The 22,163-nt window shown below is 74.2% G+C and carries 23 protein-coding genes and 1 tRNA gene; 19 read left to right on the plus strand and 5 right to left on the minus strand.

The features are described 5' to 3' along the window. The first annotated feature begins 3 nt into the window (after window positions 1-3). Window positions 4-966, plus strand: a complete 963-nt coding sequence (locus tag OG989_RS12300) for a hypothetical protein (protein WP_327030556.1) — start codon at window positions 4-6, stop codon at window positions 964-966. 21 nt (window positions 967-987) lie between these two features. Here OG989_RS12300 and mdlC read toward each other — a convergent pair whose 3' ends face one another. Beyond that, entirely contained in the window at window positions 988-2,583 is a 1,596-nt protein-coding gene (gene mdlC / locus OG989_RS12305; protein ID WP_327030557.1) for a benzoylformate decarboxylase, read from the minus strand. A 56-nt stretch (window positions 2,584-2,639) separates the two neighbouring features. After that, window positions 2,640-3,443 (minus strand): S-methyl-5'-thioadenosine phosphorylase, encoded by an 804-nt coding sequence (locus tag OG989_RS12310; protein WP_151455172.1) that lies wholly within the window; start codon window positions 3,441-3,443, stop codon window positions 2,640-2,642. A gap of 150 nt (window positions 3,444-3,593) precedes the next feature. Between OG989_RS12310 and OG989_RS12315 the strand changes: the two genes are divergently transcribed. Together OG989_RS12315 and OG989_RS12320 are read left to right on the plus strand one after the other, a co-directional pair. Beyond that, a complete protein-coding gene (locus tag OG989_RS12315) occupies window positions 3,594-4,184 on the plus strand; it encodes a YqgE/AlgH family protein (protein WP_089001872.1) in 591 nt (196 codons plus the stop codon). A gap of 88 nt (window positions 4,185-4,272) precedes the next feature. Next, a tRNA-Ala gene (locus tag OG989_RS12320) sits at window positions 4,273-4,345 on the plus strand. 69 nt (window positions 4,346-4,414) lie between these two features. Here the strand turns inward: OG989_RS12320 and OG989_RS12325 are convergent. Further along, complete coding sequence (locus OG989_RS12325; protein ID WP_327030558.1) at window positions 4,415-5,455, minus strand: DUF4034 domain-containing protein; 1,041 nt, start codon at window positions 5,453-5,455, stop codon at window positions 4,415-4,417. A 190-nt stretch (window positions 5,456-5,645) separates the two neighbouring features. Between OG989_RS12325 and OG989_RS12330 the strand changes: the two genes are divergently transcribed. Then, window positions 5,646-6,587 (plus strand): phytanoyl-CoA dioxygenase family protein, encoded by a 942-nt coding sequence (locus OG989_RS12330; protein ID WP_327030559.1) that lies wholly within the window; start codon window positions 5,646-5,648, stop codon window positions 6,585-6,587. Window positions 6,588-6,599: 12 nt separating this feature from the next. Here OG989_RS12330 and mgrA read toward each other — a convergent pair whose 3' ends face one another. Further along, window positions 6,600-7,595 carry an L-glyceraldehyde 3-phosphate reductase gene (gene mgrA / locus OG989_RS12335; protein ID WP_327030560.1) on the minus strand — a complete coding sequence of 332 codons (996 nt, stop codon included), beginning with the start codon at window positions 7,593-7,595 and terminating at the stop codon, window positions 6,600-6,602. Window positions 7,596-7,672: 77 nt separating this feature from the next. Here mgrA and OG989_RS12340 point away from each other — a divergent pair, with 77 nt between their 5' ends. From OG989_RS12340 to OG989_RS12375, 8 genes are all read left to right on the plus strand, one after another. Next, window positions 7,673-8,641 carry an aldo/keto reductase gene (locus OG989_RS12340; protein WP_327030561.1) on the plus strand — a complete coding sequence of 323 codons (969 nt, stop codon included), beginning with the start codon at window positions 7,673-7,675 and terminating at the stop codon, window positions 8,639-8,641. A gap of 4 nt (window positions 8,642-8,645) precedes the next feature. Then, window positions 8,646-9,146, plus strand: coding sequence for a hemerythrin domain-containing protein (locus tag OG989_RS12345; RefSeq protein ID WP_327030562.1), 501 nt, complete (start codon window positions 8,646-8,648; stop codon window positions 9,144-9,146). A gap of 65 nt (window positions 9,147-9,211) precedes the next feature. Continuing rightward, window positions 9,212-10,456: a sensor histidine kinase gene (locus tag OG989_RS12350; protein WP_327030563.1), complete on the plus strand. Its 1,245-nt coding sequence runs from the start codon at window positions 9,212-9,214 to the stop codon at window positions 10,454-10,456. Next, window positions 10,453-11,121 carry a response regulator transcription factor gene (locus OG989_RS12355; RefSeq protein ID WP_327030564.1) on the plus strand — a complete coding sequence of 223 codons (669 nt, stop codon included), beginning with the start codon at window positions 10,453-10,455 and terminating at the stop codon, window positions 11,119-11,121. Before OG989_RS12350 ends, OG989_RS12355 begins: the two co-directional genes overlap by 4 nt. A 77-nt stretch (window positions 11,122-11,198) precedes the next feature. Beyond that, window positions 11,199-12,275: a hypothetical protein gene (locus OG989_RS12360; protein WP_327030565.1), complete on the plus strand. Its 1,077-nt coding sequence runs from the start codon at window positions 11,199-11,201 to the stop codon at window positions 12,273-12,275. A gap of 71 nt (window positions 12,276-12,346) precedes the next feature. Further along, a complete protein-coding gene (locus OG989_RS12365) occupies window positions 12,347-13,801 on the plus strand; it encodes a magnesium chelatase (protein ID WP_151455163.1) in 1,455 nt (484 codons plus the stop codon). 2 nt (window positions 13,802-13,803) lie between these two features. Next, window positions 13,804-15,759, plus strand: a complete 1,956-nt coding sequence (locus OG989_RS12370) for a VWA domain-containing protein (RefSeq protein WP_151455162.1) — start codon at window positions 13,804-13,806, stop codon at window positions 15,757-15,759. Window positions 15,760-15,844: 85 nt separating this feature from the next. Continuing rightward, complete coding sequence (locus OG989_RS12375) at window positions 15,845-16,309, plus strand: hypothetical protein (protein ID WP_151455161.1); 465 nt, start codon at window positions 15,845-15,847, stop codon at window positions 16,307-16,309. A gap of 66 nt (window positions 16,310-16,375) precedes the next feature. Here the strand turns inward: OG989_RS12375 and OG989_RS12380 are convergent, their stop codons facing one another. After that, on the minus strand, window positions 16,376-16,660 hold the full coding sequence (locus tag OG989_RS12380; RefSeq protein ID WP_132233640.1) for a DUF427 domain-containing protein: 285 nt from the start codon (window positions 16,658-16,660) through the stop codon (window positions 16,376-16,378). Between the two features lie 109 nt (window positions 16,661-16,769). Between OG989_RS12380 and OG989_RS12385 the strand changes: the two genes are divergently transcribed. From OG989_RS12385 to OG989_RS12415, 7 genes are all read left to right on the plus strand, one after another. Further along, window positions 16,770-18,170, plus strand: coding sequence for an FAD-binding oxidoreductase (locus OG989_RS12385; RefSeq protein ID WP_151455160.1), 1,401 nt, complete (start codon window positions 16,770-16,772; stop codon window positions 18,168-18,170). Continuing rightward, entirely contained in the window at window positions 18,167-19,510 is a 1,344-nt protein-coding gene (locus OG989_RS12390) for a class I SAM-dependent methyltransferase (protein ID WP_151455159.1), read from the plus strand. The genes OG989_RS12385 and OG989_RS12390 overlap by 4 nt, the downstream gene beginning before the upstream one ends. A gap of 87 nt (window positions 19,511-19,597) precedes the next feature. After that, a complete protein-coding gene (locus tag OG989_RS12395) occupies window positions 19,598-20,155 on the plus strand; it encodes a winged helix-turn-helix domain-containing protein (protein WP_151455158.1) in 558 nt (185 codons plus the stop codon). Continuing rightward, window positions 20,148-21,026 (plus strand): SRPBCC family protein, encoded by an 879-nt coding sequence (locus tag OG989_RS12400; RefSeq protein ID WP_327030566.1) that lies wholly within the window; start codon window positions 20,148-20,150, stop codon window positions 21,024-21,026. Before OG989_RS12395 ends, OG989_RS12400 begins: the two co-directional genes overlap by 8 nt. Before the next feature lie 93 nt (window positions 21,027-21,119). Then, window positions 21,120-21,353 carry a zinc-ribbon domain-containing protein gene (locus OG989_RS12405; protein ID WP_132233650.1) on the plus strand — a complete coding sequence of 78 codons (234 nt, stop codon included), beginning with the start codon at window positions 21,120-21,122 and terminating at the stop codon, window positions 21,351-21,353. Window positions 21,354-21,361: 8 nt separating this feature from the next. Further along, window positions 21,362-21,535: a hypothetical protein gene (locus tag OG989_RS12410; protein ID WP_192581430.1), complete on the plus strand. Its 174-nt coding sequence runs from the start codon at window positions 21,362-21,364 to the stop codon at window positions 21,533-21,535. Window positions 21,536-21,646: 111 nt separating this feature from the next. After that, the gene (locus tag OG989_RS12415; RefSeq protein ID WP_327030567.1) at window positions 21,647-22,066 is read left to right on the plus strand and encodes a hypothetical protein; all 420 of its coding nucleotides are present in this window, start codon (window positions 21,647-21,649) and stop codon (window positions 22,064-22,066) included. Window positions 22,067-22,163: the final 97 nt, after the last annotated feature.

A 22,163-nucleotide genomic window follows, 5' to 3' on the forward strand; every position in this document is an offset into this window, starting at 1 on the left:
CACATGCGCCGTACCGCCGCCCTGCTGGGCCTTCCGCTGTTGATGATCGTCGCCGGGTGCGCGCCGGCCGGCTCCGACCCGGCCGTCGACCCGGTCGCCTCCGACCCGCGTCAGGACGCCTTCGCCCAGCGGGCCACCGAGGTGGCCGACTCGTGGCGACCGCTTCCGGCGTGGAAGTCCGGTTACGTGCCCATGCAGGACCCGACGGTGCTCGTCGGCGACCCGGGCTTCACCGGGGAGACCAAGATGGCCTTCCTCAACGGCTGGTACCGCGACCAGGTAACAATGCCCGTCGCGCAGCCCGCCGACGGCACCATCAAGTTCCCGGACGGCACGCTGACCGTCCCGCTGGTCAGCGCCGCCACCGCGTACGGGCAGCTGGACCAGGGGGATCCGCCGCCGTGCGACGGCCGCCCCAAGGACCCCGGGACCAAGCTCCCCGGTGGTGGCCCCACCATCGAGCCGGGGCCCGACGGCCCGGTGAGCAGCAACTCGCAGACCGCCTGCGTCCCGCTGACGGTCACGGCCGTGAAGCTGGGCACCGCGCCGGTGCGCACCAGCCGGGGCGAGGCGCAGGTGCCGGCGTGGCTGTTCACCGTCGAGGAGATCACCGCGCCGGTGGCCCGGCTCGCCGTGGCGCCGCAGGCCGTCACCGCCCCGCCCGAGCCCGCCCCGCCCGCCCGCCCGGCCCCGGAGGGCCTGGTCGGCGCACAGGACGTCCAGTCCGTGAACGGCACCGAGCTGACCTGGCGGCTCGGCGTGGGCACCTGCGACACCGGGATCACCCCGATGGTGCAGGAGCGCGACGACGTCGTGGTGGTGGGCGGCAGTGTGATCCGCGCCACCGGCGTGTGCAACGCGATGCTGAAGATGGAACCGGTCACCGCCACGCTGAAGGCGCCGCTGGGCGACCGGCCGATCCTCGACGTGCTCACCGGCGCGCCGCTGCGCCTCGCGACGCGCTGACGGGAGCGACCGGGCGGCGGCTCACAGGAGCCGGGGCACCTCGGTGCTGACCGGCACCGGCAGCACCGTCGGGCCGTCGGCGCGCAGGCCGGCGGCCAGGGCGTCGCCGAGCTGCTCCGGGGTCTCCACGACGGTGGCCGTGCAGCCGTAGCCCCGGGCGATCGCGGTGATGTCCAGCCCCGGCAGGTCCAGCCCGGGCACCCCCGGGGTGTCCTTGAATTCGGCGAAGGCCTTCAGGATCGCGTACTGCTGGTTGACCGGCACCACCACGACCAGCGGCAGGCGCAGCCGCGCGGCGGTCCAGAGCGCCTGCACCGAGTAGTGGAACGAGCCGTCCCCGATCACCGCGACCACCGGCCGTCCCCGGCCGGTGTCGCGCTGCGCGAGCGCGATGCCGACCGCCGCCGGCAGGCCGTACCCGAGGCCGCCGCTGGCCATCGTGAAGTACGACCCGGGGCGGGTGGCGCGCAGCCGGCGGCGCAGCGCCGGCAGGCTGGACGGCGACTCCTGGACCAGGATCCCGTCGGCCGGCCAGTGCCGGGCCAGAGCCGCGAAGAGGGCGTCCGGGGCCAACGGCAGCCCGTCCACCGGCGGGGGCGGATCCGGGCGCGCCGGCGGCGCCGGCCGGTCCGCCGCCGGGAGCAGGTCGACCAGGGCGGCCAGGGCCAGCCCGGCGTCGGCGAGCAGGCTGTCGCCCACCGGCGCGCGGGCCGCCTCGTCCGGGTCGTCGGTGACGTGCAGCAGGCGGGCCCCGGCGGGCAGGTGGTCGCCCGGCACGTGCGGGTAGTAGCGGAAGACCGGAGCGCCGACCACCAGCACGGTGTCGTGCCCGTCCAGCGCCTCCGAGAGCGGCCCCATCGCGAACGGGAGCACCCCCCGGAAGTGCGGGTGGTCCTCGGGGAAGGCGGCCCGCTCCGGCGCGGGCGCCGACCAGACCGGCGCGGCGAGCCGCTCCGCCAGCGCCACGGCGGCGGGCCAGCCGTCGGCCCGGTCCACGGCCGCGCCGAGCACCAGCGCGGGCGCGCGGCTGGCGGCCAGCACGGCGGCGAACTCGCGCAGCCGGCGCGGGTCGGGCGCGAACCGGGTCGCCACCGTACGCACCGGCGGTGGCGGGTCGGCCGGCTGCGCCCAGTCGTCGAGGGGCAGCGAGAGGAAGACCGGCCCGGCGGGCGGCTGCACCGCCGTCGCGTACGCCCGCATCAACGCCGCCGGGACGTCCTGCGCGCGGACCGGCTCGTGGCTCCACTTCACGTACGGCTGGGGCAGTTCGGTGGCCCGCCGGCTGGCCAGCCGGGGCTCGATCAGCAGCATCTCCCGGGTCTGCTGGCCGGCGGTGACGATCAGCGGGGTGCGGTTGTGCCACGCGGTGACCAGGTTGCCCATGCCGTTGCCCGTGCCGGGCGCGGTGTGCAGGTTGACGTGCGCCGCCCCGCCGGTGGCCTGCGCGTAGCCGTCCGCCATGCCGACGGCCGACGCCTCGTGCAGGGCGAGCACGTAGTGGAAGTCGTCCGGGAAGTCGCGCAGGAACGGCTCCTCCGTGGAGCCGGGGTTGCCGAAGACCGTGGTCAGGCCGAGGGCACGGAGCAGGTCGTACGTGGTGTCGCGGACCGTAGCCATCGCCCTCAGGCTATCGGGGCGACTCGGGTTATCCGGGCCTTTCGCCGCTCCTCGCCTCAGGGGAGCGCGAAGGGCAGGGTGATGCCGTCCAGCGCGTGCCCGCAGGCGCAGTCCCGCTCGGCCGGCAGCGCGGCGACGGCCGCCAGCAGCAGGCCCCGCAGCCGGTCGGTGTTCTCCCCGAAGACCCGGAACACCTCCTCCTGCGTCACCGCGCCGCCCCCCTCCACGCCCGCGTCGAGGTCGGTGACCAGGGCGATCGAGGAGTAGCAGAGGGCCAGCTCGCGGGCCAGCACCGCCTCCGGGTGGCCGGTCATGTTGACCACCGTGCCGCCGATCGAGGCGTACCACCGCGACTCGGCACGGGTGGAGAAGCGCGGGCCCTCGACCACCACCACCGTCCCGCCGTCCACCGCGGGCACGTCCCGGCCGGCCGCGGCGGCCAGCAGCGTACGCCGGCCCGAGGGGCAGTACGGGTCGGCGAAGGAGACGTGCACCGCGCCCCGGTCGTAGTAGGTCTGCGTCCGTCCGCTGGTGCGGTCGATCAGCTGGTCGGGCACCACGAACGTGCCCGGCCCGAGGTCCGGCCGCAGGCCGCCCACGGCGCAGGGGGCGAGCACCTGGCGTACGCCGAGGGAGCGCAGCGCCCAGAGGTTGGCCCGGTAGGGGATCAGGTGCGGCGGGTGGCGGTGGTCCCGGCCGTGGCGGGGCAGGAACGCCACCCGCCGGCCGCTGACCTCGGCGATCGTGACGGCGTCGGACGGCGGCCCGAAGGGCGTCTCCACCACGTGCTCGGTCGCGTTGTCGAGCAACGCGTACAGCCCCGAACCGCCGATCACCGCGAGTTCCGCCGTGGGACCCATCGGCCCTCCCTCGTGTCCGCCGATCTACCGCACGTCAGACCTTAGCCACCGCCCCGGGGGCAAGCTATGGTGCCAGGCATGGCGTTCACAGCGCGGATGACACCGGTGCCCCCGGGCGTCCCGGTCCGGTCGGTCTGACGGGTGTCCGGCATGCAGGGAGAGGGGCAGGCGATCGGCGGGCGGGCGACGGGGTCGATGACCGGGCGACTGCTGGTCGCGACGCCGGCGCTGAAGGACCCGAACTTCGACCGTACGGTGGTGCTGCTGGTGGCGCACGAGCCCGGCGGCGCCCTCGGCGTGGTGCTCAACCGGGCCACCGAGGTGCCGGTCGCCGACGTGCTCGGCGACTGGAGCGACCTGGCCCGCGACCCGGCGGTGCTCTTCGAGGGCGGCCCCGTGCAGCCCGACTCGGCGATCTGCCTGGCCCGGATGCGTCACCCGGTGCAGCGGCTCAGGGGATTCCACCAGGTCTCCGGGGCGGTCGGCACCCTCGACCTCTCCGTCGACCCGGGGCCGCTGCGGGAGGGCATCACCGGCATCCGGGTCTTCGCCGGCTACTCCGGCTGGGGCACGGGGCAGTTGGAGCAGGAGATCGAGGACGGCTCCTGGTTCGTGCTGGACGCGCTGCCCGGCGACGCCTTCGTGGACCGGCCGGACGACCTGTGGCCGATGGTGCTGCGCCGCCAGGGCGGCATGATGGCGGCGGTCGCGCACTTCCCGCCGGACGTGGCGCTCAACTGAGCCGCGCCCGGGGTGGGCCCCCGCGAGATGACCATGCGGCGGTCGCTGTGTATAGTTCTGTCGTGCCCGGGTGACGGGGACGAGGCAAGGGGCCGTGGCGCAGCTGGTAGCGCACCACACTGGCAGTGTGGGGGTCAGGGGTTCGAGTCCCCTCGGCTCCACCCTTGTTTTACAGGTCAGCGGCCTGGTCGAGAGCGTTCGACCAGGCCGCTGATTCGTTCTCCGGCCGGTCAGGCGGCGCGGCGGGCGCGGCGGCGGGCCTGCATGAAGGCGGTGTCTCCGCGTACGCCGTCCCACCAGGCCCACGGAACGCCGGTCACGTACCGGCCGATCGAGGCGAAGACCGGCGCGGCGTCGGCGTCGCGGCCGGTGCGCGCCAGCCCGTACGCCAGGATGTTCGCATCGTTCAGCCAGTCGGCGTGCCGGGTGGCCGGCTGGTGGAACCACCGGGACAGCGCGTTGTCGAGATCCGACTGCATGACCGGGTCCTGCCGCCACCGCTCGCTGACCTCACCGGCGGCGCTGTCCTGGGATGCGCGCTCCTGCTCCCACAGCGCCCACTCGGCGGCGGCCTGTACCGGCAGCACGTGCAGCGGCGAGCCCGCAGGCGCCGCGGCGGCGACCGACCGGGCGAAGCCGAACATCGCCTCGTGCGAGCCGCTCCACTTCCGGCAGTGGTAGGTCAGCTTGAGCATGTGCCCCTCCCGATGCCAGGGGTCGCGCCGGGTCAGCTCACGCCACGTCTCCTCGACGTCCTCCCGTGGCGTGCTCTGGCCGATCATCAGGTCCAACAGGTTCACGTACGGCGTGGGGTCCTCGGGTGCGAGCCGCATCGCCAGATCGTTCACCTGTCGGGCCAGTTGCAGCAGGCGGTTGAACTCGGTCCACTGCTCCGGACGGACGCTGGCGGCCCAGTCCCCGCCGCGCACCTCCCAGGCTCGTGCCATCAGGGACCGGGCACGTACGAGTTGCGCATCCGGACTGGTGGGCGTGCGCGCCGCCCAGCGGTCGGTCCAGGCGGCCGCGGTGTCGACCCGGCCGGTCGCGGGGTCGACCCGGGATCCCAGCCCACCGGCGGTCGATTCGGCCATGACGCGGACGTACCGCGCCCGACGGTCGTGGTCACCTCGGGTGGCAGCCAGAGCCTTCCGGGCGGCTTCGGCGTCGGAGCCGTACCGCGCCTGCGTGCACGCCTCGCGCAGCACGGCGTCGTCCTGCGCCAGGTTCGTATCGATCTGGCGGGTGAGCAGCCGCCACACGGTTGAGATCACAACCAAGGATGGTAGGCGTCGGCTGGCGTCCTCCTCGGGCCCGGACCTGGTCCCCCTCGGGAATAGGGGTCCTGTCGCACAAGTGAGGCGTTGTCGCCCACCGTGCCTTCTGTCACGATCGCCCCACTGGAGGCCTTTCCCCCGCCCGGTGGTTGGGCCCGATCCCGTGCGGCCAGCGAAGGAGCCGATGGTGGACCACCCCCACGCGTTGACAGCCGAGCAACTGGACCAGTTCCGGCGCGACGGGCACCTGATCCTGCGGGGCGTGCTCCCGACCGGGACGCTGGACGCGCTGCACGGCTCGTTCAGCCGCGTCGTCGACCACCTCGCCCGGCAGTGGCAGCAGCGCGGGATGATCACCGAGACCTTCGCCGACCTGCCGTACGACCAGCGCTACCTGCGCCTGATCGAGTCCAGCCAGGTCCGCGTACCGGCCGCCTGGCGGCGGATCCTGGTGGGACGGCCGGTGTACGACCTGTGGCGCACCCCCGAGCTGCTCGGCCCGGTGCGCAGCCTGCTCGGCGACGAGGTCTACGCGCACGGCGTCTGGAACGCCCGGCCGCGCGACCCCCACGGCCGCACCCAGCAGGTCGCCTGGCACCAGGACGCCTACTACTACAAGGGTTGGGACGCCTCGGTCGGGCCGCTGCTGTCGGTGTGGATCCCGCTGGTGCCCGTGGACGAGGACACCGCCTGCCTCCAGTTCGTCACCGGCTCGCACACCCGGGGCTGGATCTCCCGCGACCGCCTGCCCAACGGCGAGTACGGCACGTCGGACGAGGCCGTCGGGGACGGCCCCGTCAGCACCGCCCGGATGGAGCCCGGCGACGTGGTGATCTTCACGGACACCACGCTGCACCGCTCGACGCCCAACGTGTCGGACCGCATCCGGTGGAACATCGACATCCGGTTCGCCCCGGCGGTCGACGAGGTGGTCCGGAACTCGCCGCGCGGCTACCGCTGCTTCAGCGCCGCCGACCCGGCACAGGTCGAGTCGTTCGAGACCTGGGCCGGCCGGTACCGGTACGAGCCGGAGGACCTGCTGACGGAGCTGACGAACTTCGAGGAGGGCTACGACCTCGACGTGCTCAGGGCGTTCTCCCGCGCGTCGCCGTACGCGGACATCTACTGAGGCCGCCGCGCCTCAGCCGAGGTGGCGCTCGATCTCGGCCAGCTCCTCGGCGCCGAGGTCCAGGTCGTCCAGGGCGGCGACGTTCGCCTCCAGCTGCGGCACGCTGCTCGCCCCGATGATCACGCTGGTCATCCGCGGGTCGCGCAGCGCCCAGGCGAGCGCGAGCTGGGCCAGCGACTGGCCGCGCCGCTCGGCGATCGCGCCGAGCGCCCGGATGGTGGCCATCTTCTCCTCGCCGAGGTCGCTCTCGCTGAGGAAGACGCTGGTGCGCACCCGGGAGTCCGCCGGGATGCCGCCCAGGTAGCGGTCGGTGAGCAGGCCCTGGGCGAGCGGGCTGTAGGCGATGCAGCCCGCGCCGACGCGCTCCAGCGTGTCCAGCAGGCCGTCGTCCTCCGTCCAGCGGTTGAGCATCGAGTACGACGGCTGGTTGATCAGCAGCGGCGTACCCAGGTCACGCAGGATCGCGGCGGCCCGCTCGGTCTGCGCGGAGTCGTAGTTGGAGACGCCGACGTAGAGCGCCTTGCCGGCCCGGACGACGGCGTCGAGGGCGCCCATCGTCTCCTCCAGCGGGGTGTCCGGGTCGAAGCGGTGCGAGTAGAAGATGTCGACGTGGTCCAGCCCGAGGCGGCGCAGCGACTGGTCCAGCGAGGAGACCAGGTACTTGCGGGAGCCCCACTCGCCGTACGGGCCGGGCCACATCAGATAGCCGGCCTTCGTGGAGACGACGAGTTCGTCCCGGTACGGCCGCAGGTCGGTGGCGAGCATCCGGCCGAAGTTCTCCTCGGCGCTGCCCGGTGGCGGTCCGTAGTTGTTGGCCAGGTCGAAGTGGGTCACGCCCAGGTCGAAGGCGCGGCGGACGACGTCGCGCTGCCGCTCGTACGGCCGGTCCGGGCCGAAGTTGTGCCACAGCCCGAGCGAGATGGCGGGCAGCCGCAGTCCGCTGCGCCCGCTGCGCCGGTAGGTCATCTGGTCGTAGCGCTCATCCGCGGCGAGGTAGGTCACGGTCACCGACCCTATCCCCGCCGGTGGCGGGCGTGCGCGGCGAACGGGCCTGCGACAACGGACTCCGGGGTAGTTTCGGGACCATGCGTTTCGTCCCGCTCGACACCCCCAAGCCCCTGTCCAAGATCGGCCTCGGCACCTGGCAGTTCGGGTCCCGGGAGTGGGGCTACGGCCCCGAGTACGAGCGCCGGGCCGCCGACATCGTCCGGCGCGCCGTCGACCTCGGCATCACCGTCTTCGACACCGCCGAGCTGTACGGCTTCGGCCGCAGCGAGCGGATCCTCGGCGAGGCGCTCGGCGACGACCGGCCGAAGGTCGTGATCGCCACCAAGATCCTGCCGATCCTGCCGGTCGCCCCGGTGGTGCAGCAGCGGGCGGTCGCCTCGGCCGCGCGGCTCGGCGTCACCCACCTCGACCTCTACCAGGTGCACCAGGCCAACCCGCTGGTCGCCGACCACACCACCATGCGCGGCATGCGCGCTTTGCAGGACGTCGGGCTGGTCGGCGAGGTCGGCGTCAGCAACTACGGCCTGCGCCGCTGGCAGGTCGCCGAGGCGGCGCTCGGCCGGCGCGTGCTCAGCAACCAGGTCCGCTACAGCATGGTCGACCGCGGGCCCGAGCACGACCTGCTGCCGTACGCGAAGCAGGCCGGCCGCGTCGTCATCGCGTACAGCCCGCTGGCCCAGGGCTTCCTCTCCGGCCGGTACGACGCGAAGAACCCGCCGAGCGGGGCGGTGCGCCGGGCCAACCCGTACTTCCTGCCGGAGAACCTGGAGCGCGGCGCGACGCTGATCGAGACCCTGCGGCAGGTGGCCGACGCGCACGACGCCACGCCCAGCCAGATCGCCCTCGCCTACCTGCTGCGCCACCCGAACGTGCTGGCCATCCCCGGCGCCTCCGGCGTGGAACAGGTCGAACGCAACGCGGCTGCCGCCGACATCGACCTGGCCGACGACGAACACGCCGCGTTGGCCCGCGCGGCGAAGGAGTTCCGCCCGATCACCGGCCTGGCGGCGGCGCCCCGCCTGCTGCGGGCCCGAGCCGGAAGGTGAGCCGATGGACGACATCACCGCGCTGATCCTCGACGACCACGCGGCCTTCCGCCGGGGCTTCGCCCGCCTCGACGACGCCCGCGACGAGCACGAGCTGCTGGCGATCTGGGACGCGCTCGCCCTGCACCTGGACGTGCACGCCGAGGCGGAGGAGGCGATCCTCTACCCGCACCTGGTGCGCCACGGCGACGACGGCGAGGCCGAGACCGTCGACGCGATCGGCGACCACAACAAGATCCGCGACGCCGTCGCCGAGTCCAAGCTGCACCCGGTGGGCTCCGACGAGTGGTGGGCGGCGGTGGGTACCGCCCGCCGGGAGAACAGCGAGCACCTCGCCGAGGAGGAGGACGAGGCGCTGCCCGACTTCCGCCGGCACGCGAGCGTCGAGCTGCGGGCCGAGCTGGGCCGCCGCTGGCTGACCTTCCACGGCGAGCACAAGTTCGGCCGCGACCTGGCCTTCGCCGACAAGGACCCGCAGCGCTACGTCGACGAACACCGCCGCTGACCGGAACGTCGATCTCCCCGACGCGGGGGAGTCGCCCCGGGGCACGACCGGGACAGAATGGGCCGGTGAAGCCCCGCACGGTCCTCGCCCCGCTGACGGCCGGCAGCACCTGGCGGCGCGGCGTGTTCCTGCTGCTCGGCGGGGTGCTCGCGCTGCCGTACGCGCTGCTGGCGGTGGCCTTCGCCCAGCTGCTGACCCGGTCGGACATCCCCCGGCCGCTCGTGCTGGCGCTGCTCGGCGTCGCGGCGGTCATCGCGGCGGTCCCGGTCTTCCTCGACGGCCCCCGGGCACTGGAGATCGCCGCAGCGCGGACCCTGCTCGGCGTCGACCTGCCGGACCCGGCCCCCGGGCACGTCGCCGACCGCGAGACCCGGCTGCGCTCGGCGCTCTGGATCGGGCTGCACCTGTTCAGCGGCGGGCTGGTGGTGGCCGCCCTGTTCAGCGCCGTGCCGATGGCGCTCGCCTTCATCGGGCAGCAGTTCGGGCTCGACACCGGGATGACCGGCGGCGACCGGTTCGGGCCGCTCGACGGGCGGGACACCGGCTGGCTGACCCTCGCCGGCGTCGTCGTGCTGGTGGCGCTCGGCTACGCCGTGGCCGGGCTGGGCGCGCTGGCGGTGTCGATGGCCCCGGTGCTGCTCGGCCCGGCCCAGGCGGAACGGATCGCGGCCCTGGAGGCGCGCACGGCCCGGCTCGCCGAACGCAACCGGCTGGCCCGGGAACTGCACGACTCGGTGGGCCACGCCCTCACCGTCGCCACCCTCCAGGCAGGGGCCGCCCGCGAGCTGCTCGACCGGGACCCGGAGTTCGTCCGGCGCGCGCTGGGCGCGATCGAGGAGGCCGGGCGGACCGCCATGGACGACCTGGACCACGTGCTGGGGCTGCTCCGCGAGCCCGACGGCCGGCGGGCCGCGCCGGCGCCGCAGCGTACGCTCGCCGACCTGGACCGGCTGGTGGCCGACACCCGCGCGGCCGGCCTGCCGGTCGAGGCCCGGCGTACCGGCGACCCGGCCGACCTGCCGGCGGCGGTCTCCCGGGAGGGCTACCGGATCGTCCAGGAGGGGCTGACCAACGCGGCCCGGCACGGTCGGGGACCGGTCACGCTGCGCCTCGACGTGCACGCCGACGCGCTGGAGCTGGAACTGGACAACGCGGTGGGCCGGCGCCGCCGCGGCGACCCGGGGCGGGGCGGCCGGGGCCTGGACGGGATGCGGGAGCGGGTGCTGCTGCTCGGCGGCCGGCTGACCGTCGGGCCGGACGGCGACCGCTGGCGCATCCGGGTGCGACTGCCGTTCGAGGGGACCCCGTGACGACCGGAACCGCGACGACCACCGGCGTGCTGATCGTCGACGACGACGAGCTGATCCGGGTCGGGCTGCGGGCGATCCTCGACGCCCAGCCCGACCTGCGGGTGCTCGGCGAGGCCGCCGACGGCGCGGAGGTGCCGCCGCTGGTCGCCCGGCTGCGCCCCCGGGTGGTGCTGATGGACGTGCGGATGCCCGGCATCGACGGCATCCAGGCCACCCGGCGGCTGCTCGCCACCTCCGCCGACCCGCCCCGGGTGCTGGTGGTCACCACCTTCGCCAACGACGAGTACGTCTACGACGCGCTCCGCGCCGGAGCGAGCGGGTTCCTGCTCAAGCGGGCCCGGCCCGCCGAGGTGGTGGAGGCGGTCCGGGTGGTCGCGCGGGGCGAGTCGCTGCTCTTCCCCGCCGCCATCCGCCGCCTCGCCGGGGCGTACGGGGGGCGGGGCGCCGACCGGCTGACGGCCGCCCGGCTCACCGACCGGGAGGCCGAGGTGCTGCGGCTGATGACCACCGGGCTGTCCAACCCGGAGATCGCCGCGCACCTGGTGGTCGGGGTGGAGACCGTGAAGACCCACGTCGGCAACGTGCTGGCCAAGCTCGGCGTCCGCGACCGCACCCAGGCGGTGATCGCGGCGTACGAGTCGGGGTTCGTCACCCCGTCGGGCTGAGCGTTCCCTCCCGAGGGGGAGCCGGTTCACCGCCGCACGGGAGGGCGGGAGAGGCCCGCCGGCCGAGGCTGGGAAGCATGACGACGACCGAAGTTCCCACCCATCGCCCGGCCCCGGGCCGGCTGGACCGGCTCGCCCCGCTGGCCGCCGGCTGGCTCGGCCTCTGGGGGCTGCTCGCCCTGGTCTCCGCCGTCACCGGTGCCGGCTACCCGTTCGGGGCGAACGATCCGGTCGACGGCGAGGCCAACCTGCTCCGGCTGGTCCCCACCGACGTCGGCGCGCCGCTGTTCGCCGTGCTGCTGCTCGGCGCCGCGGTGGCCGCGCTCGCCATGACCGGCCCGGCCCGCCGCCGGGCCCGACCGCTGAACACCCTGCTGTCGGCGTACGCCTGGACGGTCGCATTCCTGCTCGCCGTCGTCGTGCCGGACGTGAAGGTGCTTGTCATCCTCGGCTACCTCCCGATCCTGATCGTCGGCGCGCCGTTCGGCTGGCCGCCGGTGGACTACGCCGACGTGTTCACCTGGGCGCTGTTCGCGCGGTGCGCGGCCATGGTCGGCGGGGTGCTGCTGGCCGGGGCGGTGCTGCGCTGGCAGCGGCGCACCGCGGGCGCCTGCCCGACGTGCGGGCGCGACGACGCCGACCACGGTTGGACCTCGCCCGACTCGGCCGCCCGCTGGGGGCGCGTGGCGGCCTGGACCGCGGCCACCGTTCCCGCCCTGTACGCCCTCACCCGGCTCGCCTGGGCGGTCGGCGTCCCGCTGGGCATCGAGCGGTCGTTCCTCGACGAGATGCGCGACTCCGGGCTGGTCTGGGCGGGCGCCGGGCTGGGCGGCTTCGCCCTGGTGGGCGCCGTCCTCACCCTCGGGCTGGTGCAGCGGTGGGGGGAACGGTTCCCGCGCTGGATGGTGGGCCTGGCCGGGCGGCCGGTGCCGGTCGGGCTGGCCGTCGTCCCGGCGACGCTGGTCGCGGTGGCGGTCACCGCGGCGAGCCTCGGCCTGCTCGCCACCCCCGCCTTCTGGGACTTCTCCGCCGGGCTCAGCCTGGCCACCGCGCCGATGCTGCTCTGGCCGGTCTGGGGCGTCGCGCTCGGCGCCGCCACGTACGCGTACCACCTGCGCCGCCGGGGCACCTGCCGGAGCTGCGGACAGGGCTGAGGCGTACCCCCGGCGGGGGTGCCCGGTCGACGGACCGGGCGCCCCCGCTCCCGTGAGCTAGCGTTGGTCGGGTGACTGCGCCTTCCCCGGTTACCCCGGCACCTCCGGCCGACCTGCCCGGCACGCTCGGCGAGCTGCGGGCGGCCGGCCACGCGTACCGCACGGTCAAGCAGGAACTCCGCGACAACCTCCTGGCCCGGATGCGCTCCGGCGCCGACCGCTTCCCCGGCATCGTCGGCTACGACGACACGGTGCTGCCCGAGGTCGAGCGCGCCCTGCTCGCCGGGCACGACATGGTGCTGCTGGGCGAGCGGGGCCAGGGCAAGACCCGGCTCATCCGCTCGCTCGTCGGCCTGCTCGACGAGTGGACCCCGGTGATCGCCGGCTCGGTGCTCAACGAGCACCCGCTGCACCCGCTCACCCCCGGCTCGCGGGCGCTGGTCGCCGAGGCCGGCGACGACCTGCCGGTGGCGTGGCTGCACCGCTCGATGCGCTACGGCGAGAAGCTGGCCACCCCGGACACCAGCGTCGGCGACCTGATCGGCGACGTCGACCCGATCCGGATCGCCCAGGGGCGCACCCTCGGCGACCCGGAGACGATCCACTTCGGCCTCGTCCCGCGTACCAACCGGGGCATCTTCGCCGTCAACGAGCTGCCCGACCTGGCCGAACGGATCCAGGTGGCGCTGCTCAACGTGCTGGAGGAGCGGGACATCCAGGTCCGCGGCTACCAGCTGCGGCTGCCGCTGGACCTGTTCCTGGTGGCCAGCGCCAACCCGGAGGACTACACCAACCGGGGCCGGATCATCACCCCGCTGAAGGACCGCTTCGGCGCCGAGGTGCGTACCCACTACCCGGTCGACCTCGACCTGGAGCTGGCCCTGATCCGGCAGGAGGCCGACCTGGTCGCCGAGGTGCCGGAGCACGTGCTGGAGGTCCTGGCGCGGTTCGCCCGCGCGGTGCGCGAGTCGCCGTCGGTGGACCCGCGTTCGGGAGTCTCCGCCCGGTTCGCCATCGCCGCCGCCGAGACGGTCGCCGCCACCGCGCTGCGCCGCGCCGGCCTGCTGGCGGCCACGGAGCCGGCTGACGGGGTACGCCCGGAGGCGGCGGTCGCGCGGGTGGGGGACGCGGTGTCGGTGACCAGCACCCTGCGCGGCAAGGTCGAGTTCGAGAGCGGCGAGGAGGGCCGGGAGGTCGAGATCCTCGGCCACCTGCTGCGGACCGCGACCGCCGAGACGTTCCGGGCCCGGCTGGCGGGGCTGGACCTCTCCGGGTTCACCGCCCTCGTCGACGAGGACGCCGTCATCGAGACCGGCGAGCTGGTCGGCTCCGCCGAGCTGCTGCGCCAGGTGGGCACCGTGCCCGGCCTGGCCAAGGCGCTGGACCGGCTCGGGTTGGGCGACGCGCCCACCCCGGAGCAGGTCGCGGCCGGCGTGGAGTTCGTCCTGGAAGGGCTGCACCTGACCCGCCGGCTCGGCAAGGACGTCACCGACTCCGGCCGGACCCGCTACGGCGGCCGGGCCTGAGCATGGCCGGCGACCGGTTCCGGTACGGGCAGTGGCGGGGCGGCCCCGACCCGCTCGCGCCTCCGTACGACGTGCGGGGGGCGGTGGACGCCGTCGGCGCCGAGGTGCTGGCCGGCGGCAGCCTCCGGGAGGCGCTGCGGGACCTGCTGCGGCAGGGGCCCCAGGGGCGCGGCGGCCTCGACGACCTCGCCGCCCGGGCCAGGCGGCTGCGCCGGGAGGCGTTGCGCCGGGGCGACCTGGACGGGGCGGTCACCCGGGCCCGCGCCCTGCTCGACCAGGCGCTCGCCGCCGAGCGGGACGAGCTGCGCGGGCGCGACGGCGACGACGCGCGGTTCGCCGAGGCGGTGCTGGACAACCTGCCCCGCTCGACGGCCCGCGCCGTGGAGGAGCTGACCGGGTACCGGTGGAGCAGCGACGAGGCCCGCCGGACGTACCAGCGGATCCTCGACGGGCTGCGCGACGACGTGCTCGGTCAGCGCTTCGCCGGGCTGCGCGACGCGGTGCGCGCCTCGGCGGACCCGGCCGCGCAGCAGCGGCTGGCCGAGATGATGCGCGACCTCAACGACCTGCTGGCCCGGCACGCCCGGTCGGAGGACACCACCGACGCCTTCGCCGAGTTCATGCGCCGGCACGGCGCGTTCTTCCCCGAGCAGCCGGCCGACGTCGACGAACTGGTCGACGTGCTGGCCCGGCGCTCCGCCGCCGGTGAGCGGCTGATGCGCTCGCTCTCCGACCGCCAGCGCGAGGAGCTGGCCGGCCTGATGCGGCAGTCGCTCGGCGACCGGCTCGCCGGGGAGCTGTCCGCGCTGGACGCCAACCTCCGGGCGCTCCGCCCCGACCTGCACCGGGGCCCGGGCGAGCGGGTGCGGGGCGAGCGGCCCCTCGGCTACGGCGAGGCCGCCGGCGCGCTCGGCGAGATCGCCGAGTTGGACGAGCTGCTGGACCAGCTCGACCAGGAGCATGCGGGCGCCACCCTGGACGACGTCGACGTCGACGCGGTGGCCCGGACGCTGGGCCGCGACGCCGCCGACGACGTACGCCGGCTGCGGGAGCTGGAGCGGGAGCTGCGCCGGCAGGGTTGGGTGAGCCGGGACGCCGACGGGCTGACCCTGAGCCCGAAGGCGCTGCGCCGGCTCGGCGGCACGGCGCTGCGGCGGGTCTTCGCGGACCTGACGGCCGGGCCGCGCGGCCAGCACGACCTGCGCTCGGCGGGCGCCGCCGGCGAGGTCAGCGGCGGATCGAGGCCGTGGGAGTACGGCGACGAGCAGCCCCTGGACGTGGTGCGGACGCTGACCCGGGCGGTCCGCCGCGCCGGCTCCGGTGTGCCGGTCCAGCTGGCCGTCGAGGACTTCGAGGTGGTGGAGACCGAGCGGCGGGCCTCGGCGGCGGTGGTGCTCTGCGTCGACCTCTCCTACTCGATGATCTCCCAGGGCCGGTGGGGCCCGATGAAGCAGACGGCGCTGGCGCTGGCGCACCTGATGGCCACCCGGTTCCCCCAGGACGCGTTGCAGATCGTCGGCTTCGGTCTGGAGGCGCTGCCGCTGACCCAGCAGGAACTGGCCGCCGTCGAGCCGGACCTGCGGCAGGGCACGAACCTCCAGCACGCGCTGCGGCTGGCCGCCCGGCACCTGCGGCGGCACCCGGATGCCGAGCCGGTGGTGCTGGTGGTCACCGACGGGGAGCCGACCGCCCACCTGGACCCGGACGACGGCGAGGCGCTGTTCCACTGGCCGCCGCTGCCGGAGACGATCGCGGCGACCGTGGGCGAGGTGGACCGGCTCACCCGCTACGGCGCCACGCTCAACCTGTTCATGCTCGGCGATGATCCCGGCCTGCGCCGCTTCGTCGACGCCGTGGCCCGCCGCTCGAAGGGCCGCATGTTCACTCCCGACCTGGAGGATCTCGGCGAGTACGTGGTCTCCGACTACCTCCGCACCCGGCAACCCCGCCGTCGCTGACCTGGCGGATTCGACGGGCCCCTTCCGGGTGAACCGTCCGCGGGAACTCCGGGCCGGACAGCGTGGGCCGGGATTGACTGGGGACATGGACAGCGGGGCGTTGCGGGGGGCGTACGCGGAGGTGCTCGCGGAGGTCGAGGCGGGTGGGTTCGCGGCGCCGCCGGCCGGGCAGTTGAGCGCCGAGCAGATCGTCGCGCACCTCGCCGCCAACGACGAGCTGATGACCGAGGCGACCGAGGCGGTCATCGCGGGCTCGCCGTTCGCGTACTACGACCTGGAGACCATCCACCGCCCGCAGGTGGACGCGCTGGTCGTCGAGTGCGGCGGGCTGGCCGGGCTGGCCACCCTGCTGCGGGCCACCAGCCAGAAGCTCTGCGCGCTGACCGAGCGGCTCGGCGCGGCGGCGCAGACCCCGGTCGAGACCCACCTGCGGGAGGGGTTCGACCTCGTCGTAGACGAGTCGCTGCCCTGGGGCCGCACCCTCGACCTGCACGCCCGCGTCCACCTGCCGAAGCACCTGGCCCAACTGCGCATGCTCCGCGCCGGCTGAGCCGCCGCTGGAAGCAGGTCGGGAACTGCGCCGACCCGGGCGAGCGGAGTGGGCCGGCGGCCCCCGTCAGTCGACGACCCGGACGTCCTTCCAGAAGGCGACCCGGTCGCGGACCATCTCCGCCTCCGGCTTCGGTTCGGGGTAGTACCAGACCGCGTCGGCGCTGGTCCGGCCGTCGTGTTCCAGCGTGTAGTAGGACGCGGTGCCCTTCCACGGGCAGACGGTGTGCGTGTCGGACTCGCGGAGCAGGTCGTCGCGCAGGGCGGCGCGCGGGAAGTAGTGGTTTCCCTCGACCAGCACGGTGTCGTCGCTCTCGGCCACGACCAGGTCGTTCCAGACGGCTCTCGGCATGGTTCCCACGCTATGTCGCCGGCCCGGCGGCGGCCAGTGCTCCGACCACGTCGCGGACGCACCAGTGGACGTCCCCCGTCACGAGGGCCACAGCGCGTACAGTGATCGCATGTGTGCGGTCCGTGTGGATCATCATCCGGTCGACCACGACGGTGCGGTGGCCCAGTTGCGACGGTCCTACGCGGCGGTGCCCGCGGGCGCGCCGGTGCGGCTGGCCAAGCGCACCTCCAACCTGTTCCGTCCCCGGTCCGCCCCCAGCGCGCCGGGCCTGGACGTCACCGGGCTCACGGGCGTGCTCGCCGTGGACCCGGTCGCCCGCACGGCCGACGTGCAGGGCATGTGCACCTACGAGGACCTGGTCGACGCGACCCTGCCGCACGGGCTGATGCCGCTGGTCGTGCCGCAGTTGCGCACCATCACCCTCGGCGGGGCGGTGACCGGTCTCGGCATCGAGTCGACCTCGTTCCGCAATGGCCTGCCGCACGAGTCGGTGGTCGAGATGGACGTGCTCACCGGGGCCGGCGAGATCGTGACCGCCCGCCCGGAGGGGGAGCACGCCGACCTCTTCGCGGCGTTTCCCAATTCGCTGGGCAGCCTCGGCTACGCCACCCGGCTGCGCATCGAACTCCAGGCGGTACGCCGCTTCGTGGCCCTGCGCAACGTCCGGTTCACCCGGCTGGAGGCGCTCGCCGACGCGATCGCCGAGGTCGCCGCGACCCGGTCCTGGGCGGGGGAGGCGGTGGACGCGATGGACGGGGTGATGTTCAGCCCCGGCGAGGCGTACCTGGTGCTGGGCGCCTTCACCGACGACGCGCCGCCGGCCAGCGACTACACGGGACAGGACATCTACTACCGCTCGCTGCGCCGGCGCACGCACGACGCACTGACCACGTACGACTATCTCTGGCGCTGGGACACCGACTGGTTCTGGTGTTCGGCGGCGTTCGGGGTGCAGCACCCGGTGCTCCGGCGGGTCTGGCCGGCGCGGTGGCGGCGCAGCGACGTCTACCACCGGTTGGTCCGGTGGGAGCACCGGCACGGCGTGGCCGCCCGGATCGACCGCCTGCGGGGCCAGCCGGCGCGCGAGCGGGTGGTGCAGGACGTGGAGATCCCGCTGGAGCGGATGGCCGGGTTCCTGCGCTGGTTCGCCGGCACCGTCGGGATGACCCCGGTCTGGCTGTGCCCGTTGCGGCTGCGTGAGCCGTCCGGTCCCGGATCGGCCCGGGCCTGGCCGCTCTATCCGCTCCGGGCCGGGCAGAACTACGTGAACGTCGGCTTCTGGGGCAGCGTGCCGATCGCGTCGGGGGCCGCCGACGGCGACGTCAACCGGGCGATCGAGCGCATGGTGTCGGAGTCGGGGGGCCACAAGTCGCTCTACTCCGACGCGTACTACGACCGGGAATCCTTCGACCGGCTCTACGGCGGCGCGACGTGGCGCGCGGTGAAGGACCGTTACGACCCGGACCACCGGCTCACCGGACTGTACGAGAAGGCGGTAGCGAGAGCATGAGCCTGACCGATCGAGACCAGGGGGCGGCGAGCGCTCCCGCCAGCCCGCCGGCGGGGAGCCGGCGCCTGGGTCCGACCGTGGCGGACGTCGTCCGCGCGTTGACGACCGGCGCCCTGCCGGTGCGGGTCACCGGGTACGACGGCAGCGCGGTCGGCCCGGCCGATGCCGGCATCACCCTGTCGATCCGTTCCGAGCGGGGCCTGACCTATCTGCTCACCGCCCCGGGCGACCTGGGCATGGCCCGGGCGTACGTCGGCGGCGACCTGGCGTTGCAGGGGGTGCACCCGGGCGACCCGTACGAGGCGTTGCGGGTGCTCAAGGACGAGCTGCGGCTGCGTACGCCGTCGCTGGCCGAAGGGCTGGCCCTGGTGCGCGGGCTGGGCTGGGAGCGGCTGATGCCGCCGCCGCCCCCGCCGCAGGAGGCGCTGCCGCGCTGGAAGCGCGTGGTGAACGGGCTGCGGCACTCCCGCACCCGGGACAGCACCGCGATCTCCCACCACTACGACGTCTCGAACGCCTTCTACGAGAAGGTGCTCGGCCCGTCGATGACGTACACCTGCGCGCTCTTCCGCTCGCCCGACGACACGCTGGAGCAGGCGCAGGCGGCCAAGTACGACCTGGTGGCGCAGAAGCTGGCGCTGAAGGCCGGGATGCGGCTGCTCGACGTGGGCTGCGGGTGGGGCGGCATGGTCCGGCACGCGGCCCGCGAGTACGGCGTGAAGGCGCTCGGGGTGACCCTGTCCCGGGCGCAGGCCGAGTGGGCCCGGGCGGCGATCGAGCGGGAGGGGCTGACCGGCCTGGCCGAGGTGCGCCACCTCGACTACCGGGACGCGCCGCGCGAGCAGTTCGACGCGGTCTCCTCGATCGGCCTGACCGAGCATGTCGGGGTGCGCCACTACCCGGCCTACTTCGGGGCCCTGCGGGACCGGCTGCGGCCGGACGGGCGGCTGCTCAACCACTGCATCACGCGGGCCGACAACCGCGCGCCGCACCGGTCGGGCGCGTTCATCGACCGCTACGTCTTCCCCGATGGGGAGCTGGCCGGCCCGGGGCGCCTGGTCAGCGAGATCCACGACGTCGGGTTGGAGGTGCAGCACGAGGAGAACCTGCGGCTGCACTACGCGTTGACGCTGGCCGGCTGGTGCCGCAACCTCGCGGCGCACTGGGACTCCTGCGTCGCCGAGGTGGGGGCCGGCACGGCGCGGGTATGGGGCCTCTACATGGCCGGGTCCCGGCTGGCGTTCGAGCGCAACGGCATCCAGCTGCACCAGGTGCTCGCCACCCGCCTCGGTCCGGAGGGGGCGAGCGGCTACCCGCTGCGCCCCGACTGGCTGCCCTGACCGCGTCCGACAGCCGCGCCGTCCGCCGGCGCGGCTGTCGCCGAAGCTATTGACAAACAAATTTTGTACGTACAAACTGATTTTGCCATGAGAGACGTCCTGTACCTGGAACAGATCGAGCAGGCCGAGGTCCTGCTCAAGCCGCACCGCGTCGAGGTGCTGCGACAACTGGCCGAGCCGCGCACCTGCACCGAGGTCGCCACCCGGCTGGAGCAGACGCCGCAGCGCGTCTACTACCACGTCAAGCAGCTCGTCGCCGCCGGGCTGGTCGAGCTGGTCAACGAACGCAAGGTCCGGGGCATCACCGAGGGCATCTACCAGGCCGCCGCCCGGTCCTACTGGCTGTCCCCCCGGCTGGTCGGCCGGATCGGCCTGCGCCGGGCCCGCGACGAGCTGAGCCTCGGCTACCTGCTGGACCTGATGGAGGAGGTCCAGGAGGACATCGCCGGGCTCGACCGTGCCGCCCCCGAGCTCCCCTCGGTCGGGGTCGCCGGCGAGATCCGGGTGCCGGCGGAGCTCCGCCAGCAGTTCCTGCACGACCTGCAGAGCACTCTGCAGGACCTGTTCACCCGCTACGGGGGCGCCGAGGGCGACGCCTTCAAGCTCGCCGTGGCCTGCTATCCGAAGGGGAAAGAACGTGACTGAATCGATGAGGCTGCCCGTCCGTCTCGCCGCGCCGGCCGAGGCCGTCCGCCGCGCCCTGACCGACCCGGCCGAGCTGCGCGTCTGGCTCGCCGAGCACGCCGAGGTCGAGCTGCCGCGACGGTACGAGTTCTGGGGGCGCCACACCCCGGAAGGCGACGCGCCGCACCAGCGGCTGCTACACGTCGACGACGACACGCTGCGCTTCGCGTGGCTGCTCGACGGGGTGGAGACCACCACCGAGTTCGCCCTGCTCGCGGAGGGCCCCGGGACGACGGTGCTGACGCTGACCCAGAGCCACTTCGACTTCGCCGAGGCGATGAGCGGCAGCACCATCCGGGGCGTGCTCCAGACGTTCTGGAGCCTGTCGCTCGCCAACCTGGCCGCCCACCTGGCGGGGCAGTCGCTGCTGCCGAAGGTCGACTTCGCCTCCGCCGAGATGCGCGGCGAGCTGCTGATCGACGCGCCAGCGGCGAAGGTGTTCGAGTCGCTGACCGACTCCGAGCAGGCCAGCGCCTGGTTCGGCTACCCGATCGGCATCGAGCCCTGGGTCGGCGGCCGCTACGCCATGGGCGGCTTCGAGCACGGCTACGCGGCCAAGGTCGTCGACCTGGAGCCGGGCCGGAAGCTGTCGGTGGACTGGGGGCCGACCGGCGTCAGCACCTGGGAGCTGGCCGAGTCGCAGGGGAAGACGAAGCTGACCTTCGTGCAGTCCGGCTTCGACGAGCAGAACCCGCCGTACGGGGCGTGGGCCGGGTCGGTCTCGTCGCTGTTCGAGCTGCGCCGGTTCCACGAGATGAAGGACTGGCAGCCGATCTGGCTCCCCGCTGAGGTGCCGGGCCTGGAACCCGAGCCCGCGAAGGCGACGAGCTGACGCACGCCCCCGGGGCGCGCTCCAGCCGGAGCGCGCCCCGGGCCGTCGAAAGTCGCAGGTGATAGTCGGGCGACTCGTGGGTACTGGGGGGCGATGTTCTTCATCTTCGGGCTCCGCACCAAGGTCAGCCAGTCCGGCGTGGTGCAGCAGGTCTGCCGCAACTGCCACAACCAGGCCGCGCAGGTGATCACGCGCCGATCGACGAAGTTCAGCCTGTTCTTCGTGCCGCTCATCCCGATCCGCACCCGCTACGTGCAGCAGTGCACCTTCTGCGGCGCCCAGTACGACATCTCCCGGTCGGAGGCCGAGCGCCTCCCGGTCGGCTGAGCCCACCGATGGCCCGTTTCCTCTGCTGGCTGATCGGCCGGCAGCCCGCCGTGCCCGCGCCCGTGCACACCGTCTCCCGGCCGCCGTGCACCCCCGGCCGCCGCCGTCGTCGCCGCGACCGCCGGCCGCTGGCCGGCACCGCCCTGCCCCGTTCGCCCTGGAACCGCTCCGCCGGGCGCTGACCGATTCGTGATCCGCCGAGGCGCGGCGGACTGGTGGGACCGTGCCAGGATGTGGCGGTGTCGTACCCCCCTCATGCGTCGTACCCGCACATGCCAGGCCCGGTGACGCCGATGGTGTACCCCCACCCGATCGCGCCCCCGCCCGGCTACGCGGTGCTCGCCGTCACGGTGAACCGTGGCCCGTACATCGTGCCCGCCCCCGCCACGAGCAAGTTCAAGGTCAACGGCCAGGCGGTGCCGATCCCCGGCGAGGGCACCTGGTACGTGGTGATTCCTCCCGGGTCACTCGACGTGCGGTACACCGATTTCATGGGCCTGCCGCTGATCACCACCACGCTGGTCGCCCATCCCGGCGCGGCCTACCATCTGTCGTTCCGCTTCGGCGGCTGGCGCAACCGCGCCTACGACGGGTACGGCACCGACGTGACGAAGTTCGGGCTCTGGTCGAACTACAGCATCGCGCTGGTCATGTTGGGCGCCTTCGGGCTGATCTGCTGCGGTTTCCTGGGGCCGTTCACCACCCTGCTCTGAGCAGGTCCCGCGCGGCCCGGCCCCGGGTTGACGGCTGCGGCGGCTGCCACCGGCCGGGGCGGCGCCGGGCGCGGGCGGCGGCGACCGCCTATCGTGG

This window comes from Micromonospora sp. NBC_01740 (assembly GCF_035920365.1).
Taxonomy (GTDB): Bacteria; Actinomycetota; Actinomycetes; order Mycobacteriales; family Micromonosporaceae; genus Micromonospora; species Micromonospora reichwaldensis.

What these genes read in the sequence shown, in the direction of transcription:
- OG989_RS12415 (WP_327030567.1), top strand. Translation starts at nt 21,647, where the DNA reads ATGGTGTACCCCCACCCGATCGCGCCCCCGCCCGGCTACGCGGTGCTC.
- OG989_RS12380 (WP_132233640.1), bottom strand. Translation starts at nt 16,660, where the DNA reads ATGCCGAGAGCCGTCTGGAACGACCTGGTCGTGGCCGAGAGCGACGAC.
- OG989_RS12315 (WP_089001872.1), top strand. Translation starts at nt 3,594, where the DNA reads ATGCAGGGAGAGGGGCAGGCGATCGGCGGGCGGGCGACGGGGTCGATG.
- OG989_RS12345 (WP_327030562.1), top strand. Translation starts at nt 8,646, where the DNA reads ATGGACGACATCACCGCGCTGATCCTCGACGACCACGCGGCCTTCCGC.
- OG989_RS12405 (WP_132233650.1), top strand. Translation starts at nt 21,120, where the DNA reads ATGTTCTTCATCTTCGGGCTCCGCACCAAGGTCAGCCAGTCCGGCGTG.
- OG989_RS12395 (WP_151455158.1), top strand. Translation starts at nt 19,598, where the DNA reads ATGAGAGACGTCCTGTACCTGGAACAGATCGAGCAGGCCGAGGTCCTG.
- mdlC (WP_327030557.1), bottom strand. Translation starts at nt 2,583, where the DNA reads ATGGCTACGGTCCGCGACACCACGTACGACCTGCTCCGTGCCCTCGGC.
- OG989_RS12410 (WP_192581430.1), top strand. Translation starts at nt 21,362, where the DNA reads ATGGCCCGTTTCCTCTGCTGGCTGATCGGCCGGCAGCCCGCCGTGCCC.
- OG989_RS12385 (WP_151455160.1), top strand. Translation starts at nt 16,770, where the DNA reads ATGTGTGCGGTCCGTGTGGATCATCATCCGGTCGACCACGACGGTGCG.
- OG989_RS12370 (WP_151455162.1), top strand. Translation starts at nt 13,804, where the DNA reads ATGGCCGGCGACCGGTTCCGGTACGGGCAGTGGCGGGGCGGCCCCGAC.
- OG989_RS12360 (WP_327030565.1), top strand. Translation starts at nt 11,199, where the DNA reads ATGACGACGACCGAAGTTCCCACCCATCGCCCGGCCCCGGGCCGGCTG.
- OG989_RS12390 (WP_151455159.1), top strand. Translation starts at nt 18,167, where the DNA reads ATGAGCCTGACCGATCGAGACCAGGGGGCGGCGAGCGCTCCCGCCAGC.
- OG989_RS12300 (WP_327030556.1), top strand. Translation starts at nt 4, where the DNA reads ATGCGCCGTACCGCCGCCCTGCTGGGCCTTCCGCTGTTGATGATCGTC.
- OG989_RS12375 (WP_151455161.1), top strand. Translation starts at nt 15,845, where the DNA reads ATGGACAGCGGGGCGTTGCGGGGGGCGTACGCGGAGGTGCTCGCGGAG.
- OG989_RS12310 (WP_151455172.1), bottom strand. Translation starts at nt 3,443, where the DNA reads ATGGGTCCCACGGCGGAACTCGCGGTGATCGGCGGTTCGGGGCTGTAC.
- OG989_RS12340 (WP_327030561.1), top strand. Translation starts at nt 7,673, where the DNA reads ATGCGTTTCGTCCCGCTCGACACCCCCAAGCCCCTGTCCAAGATCGGC.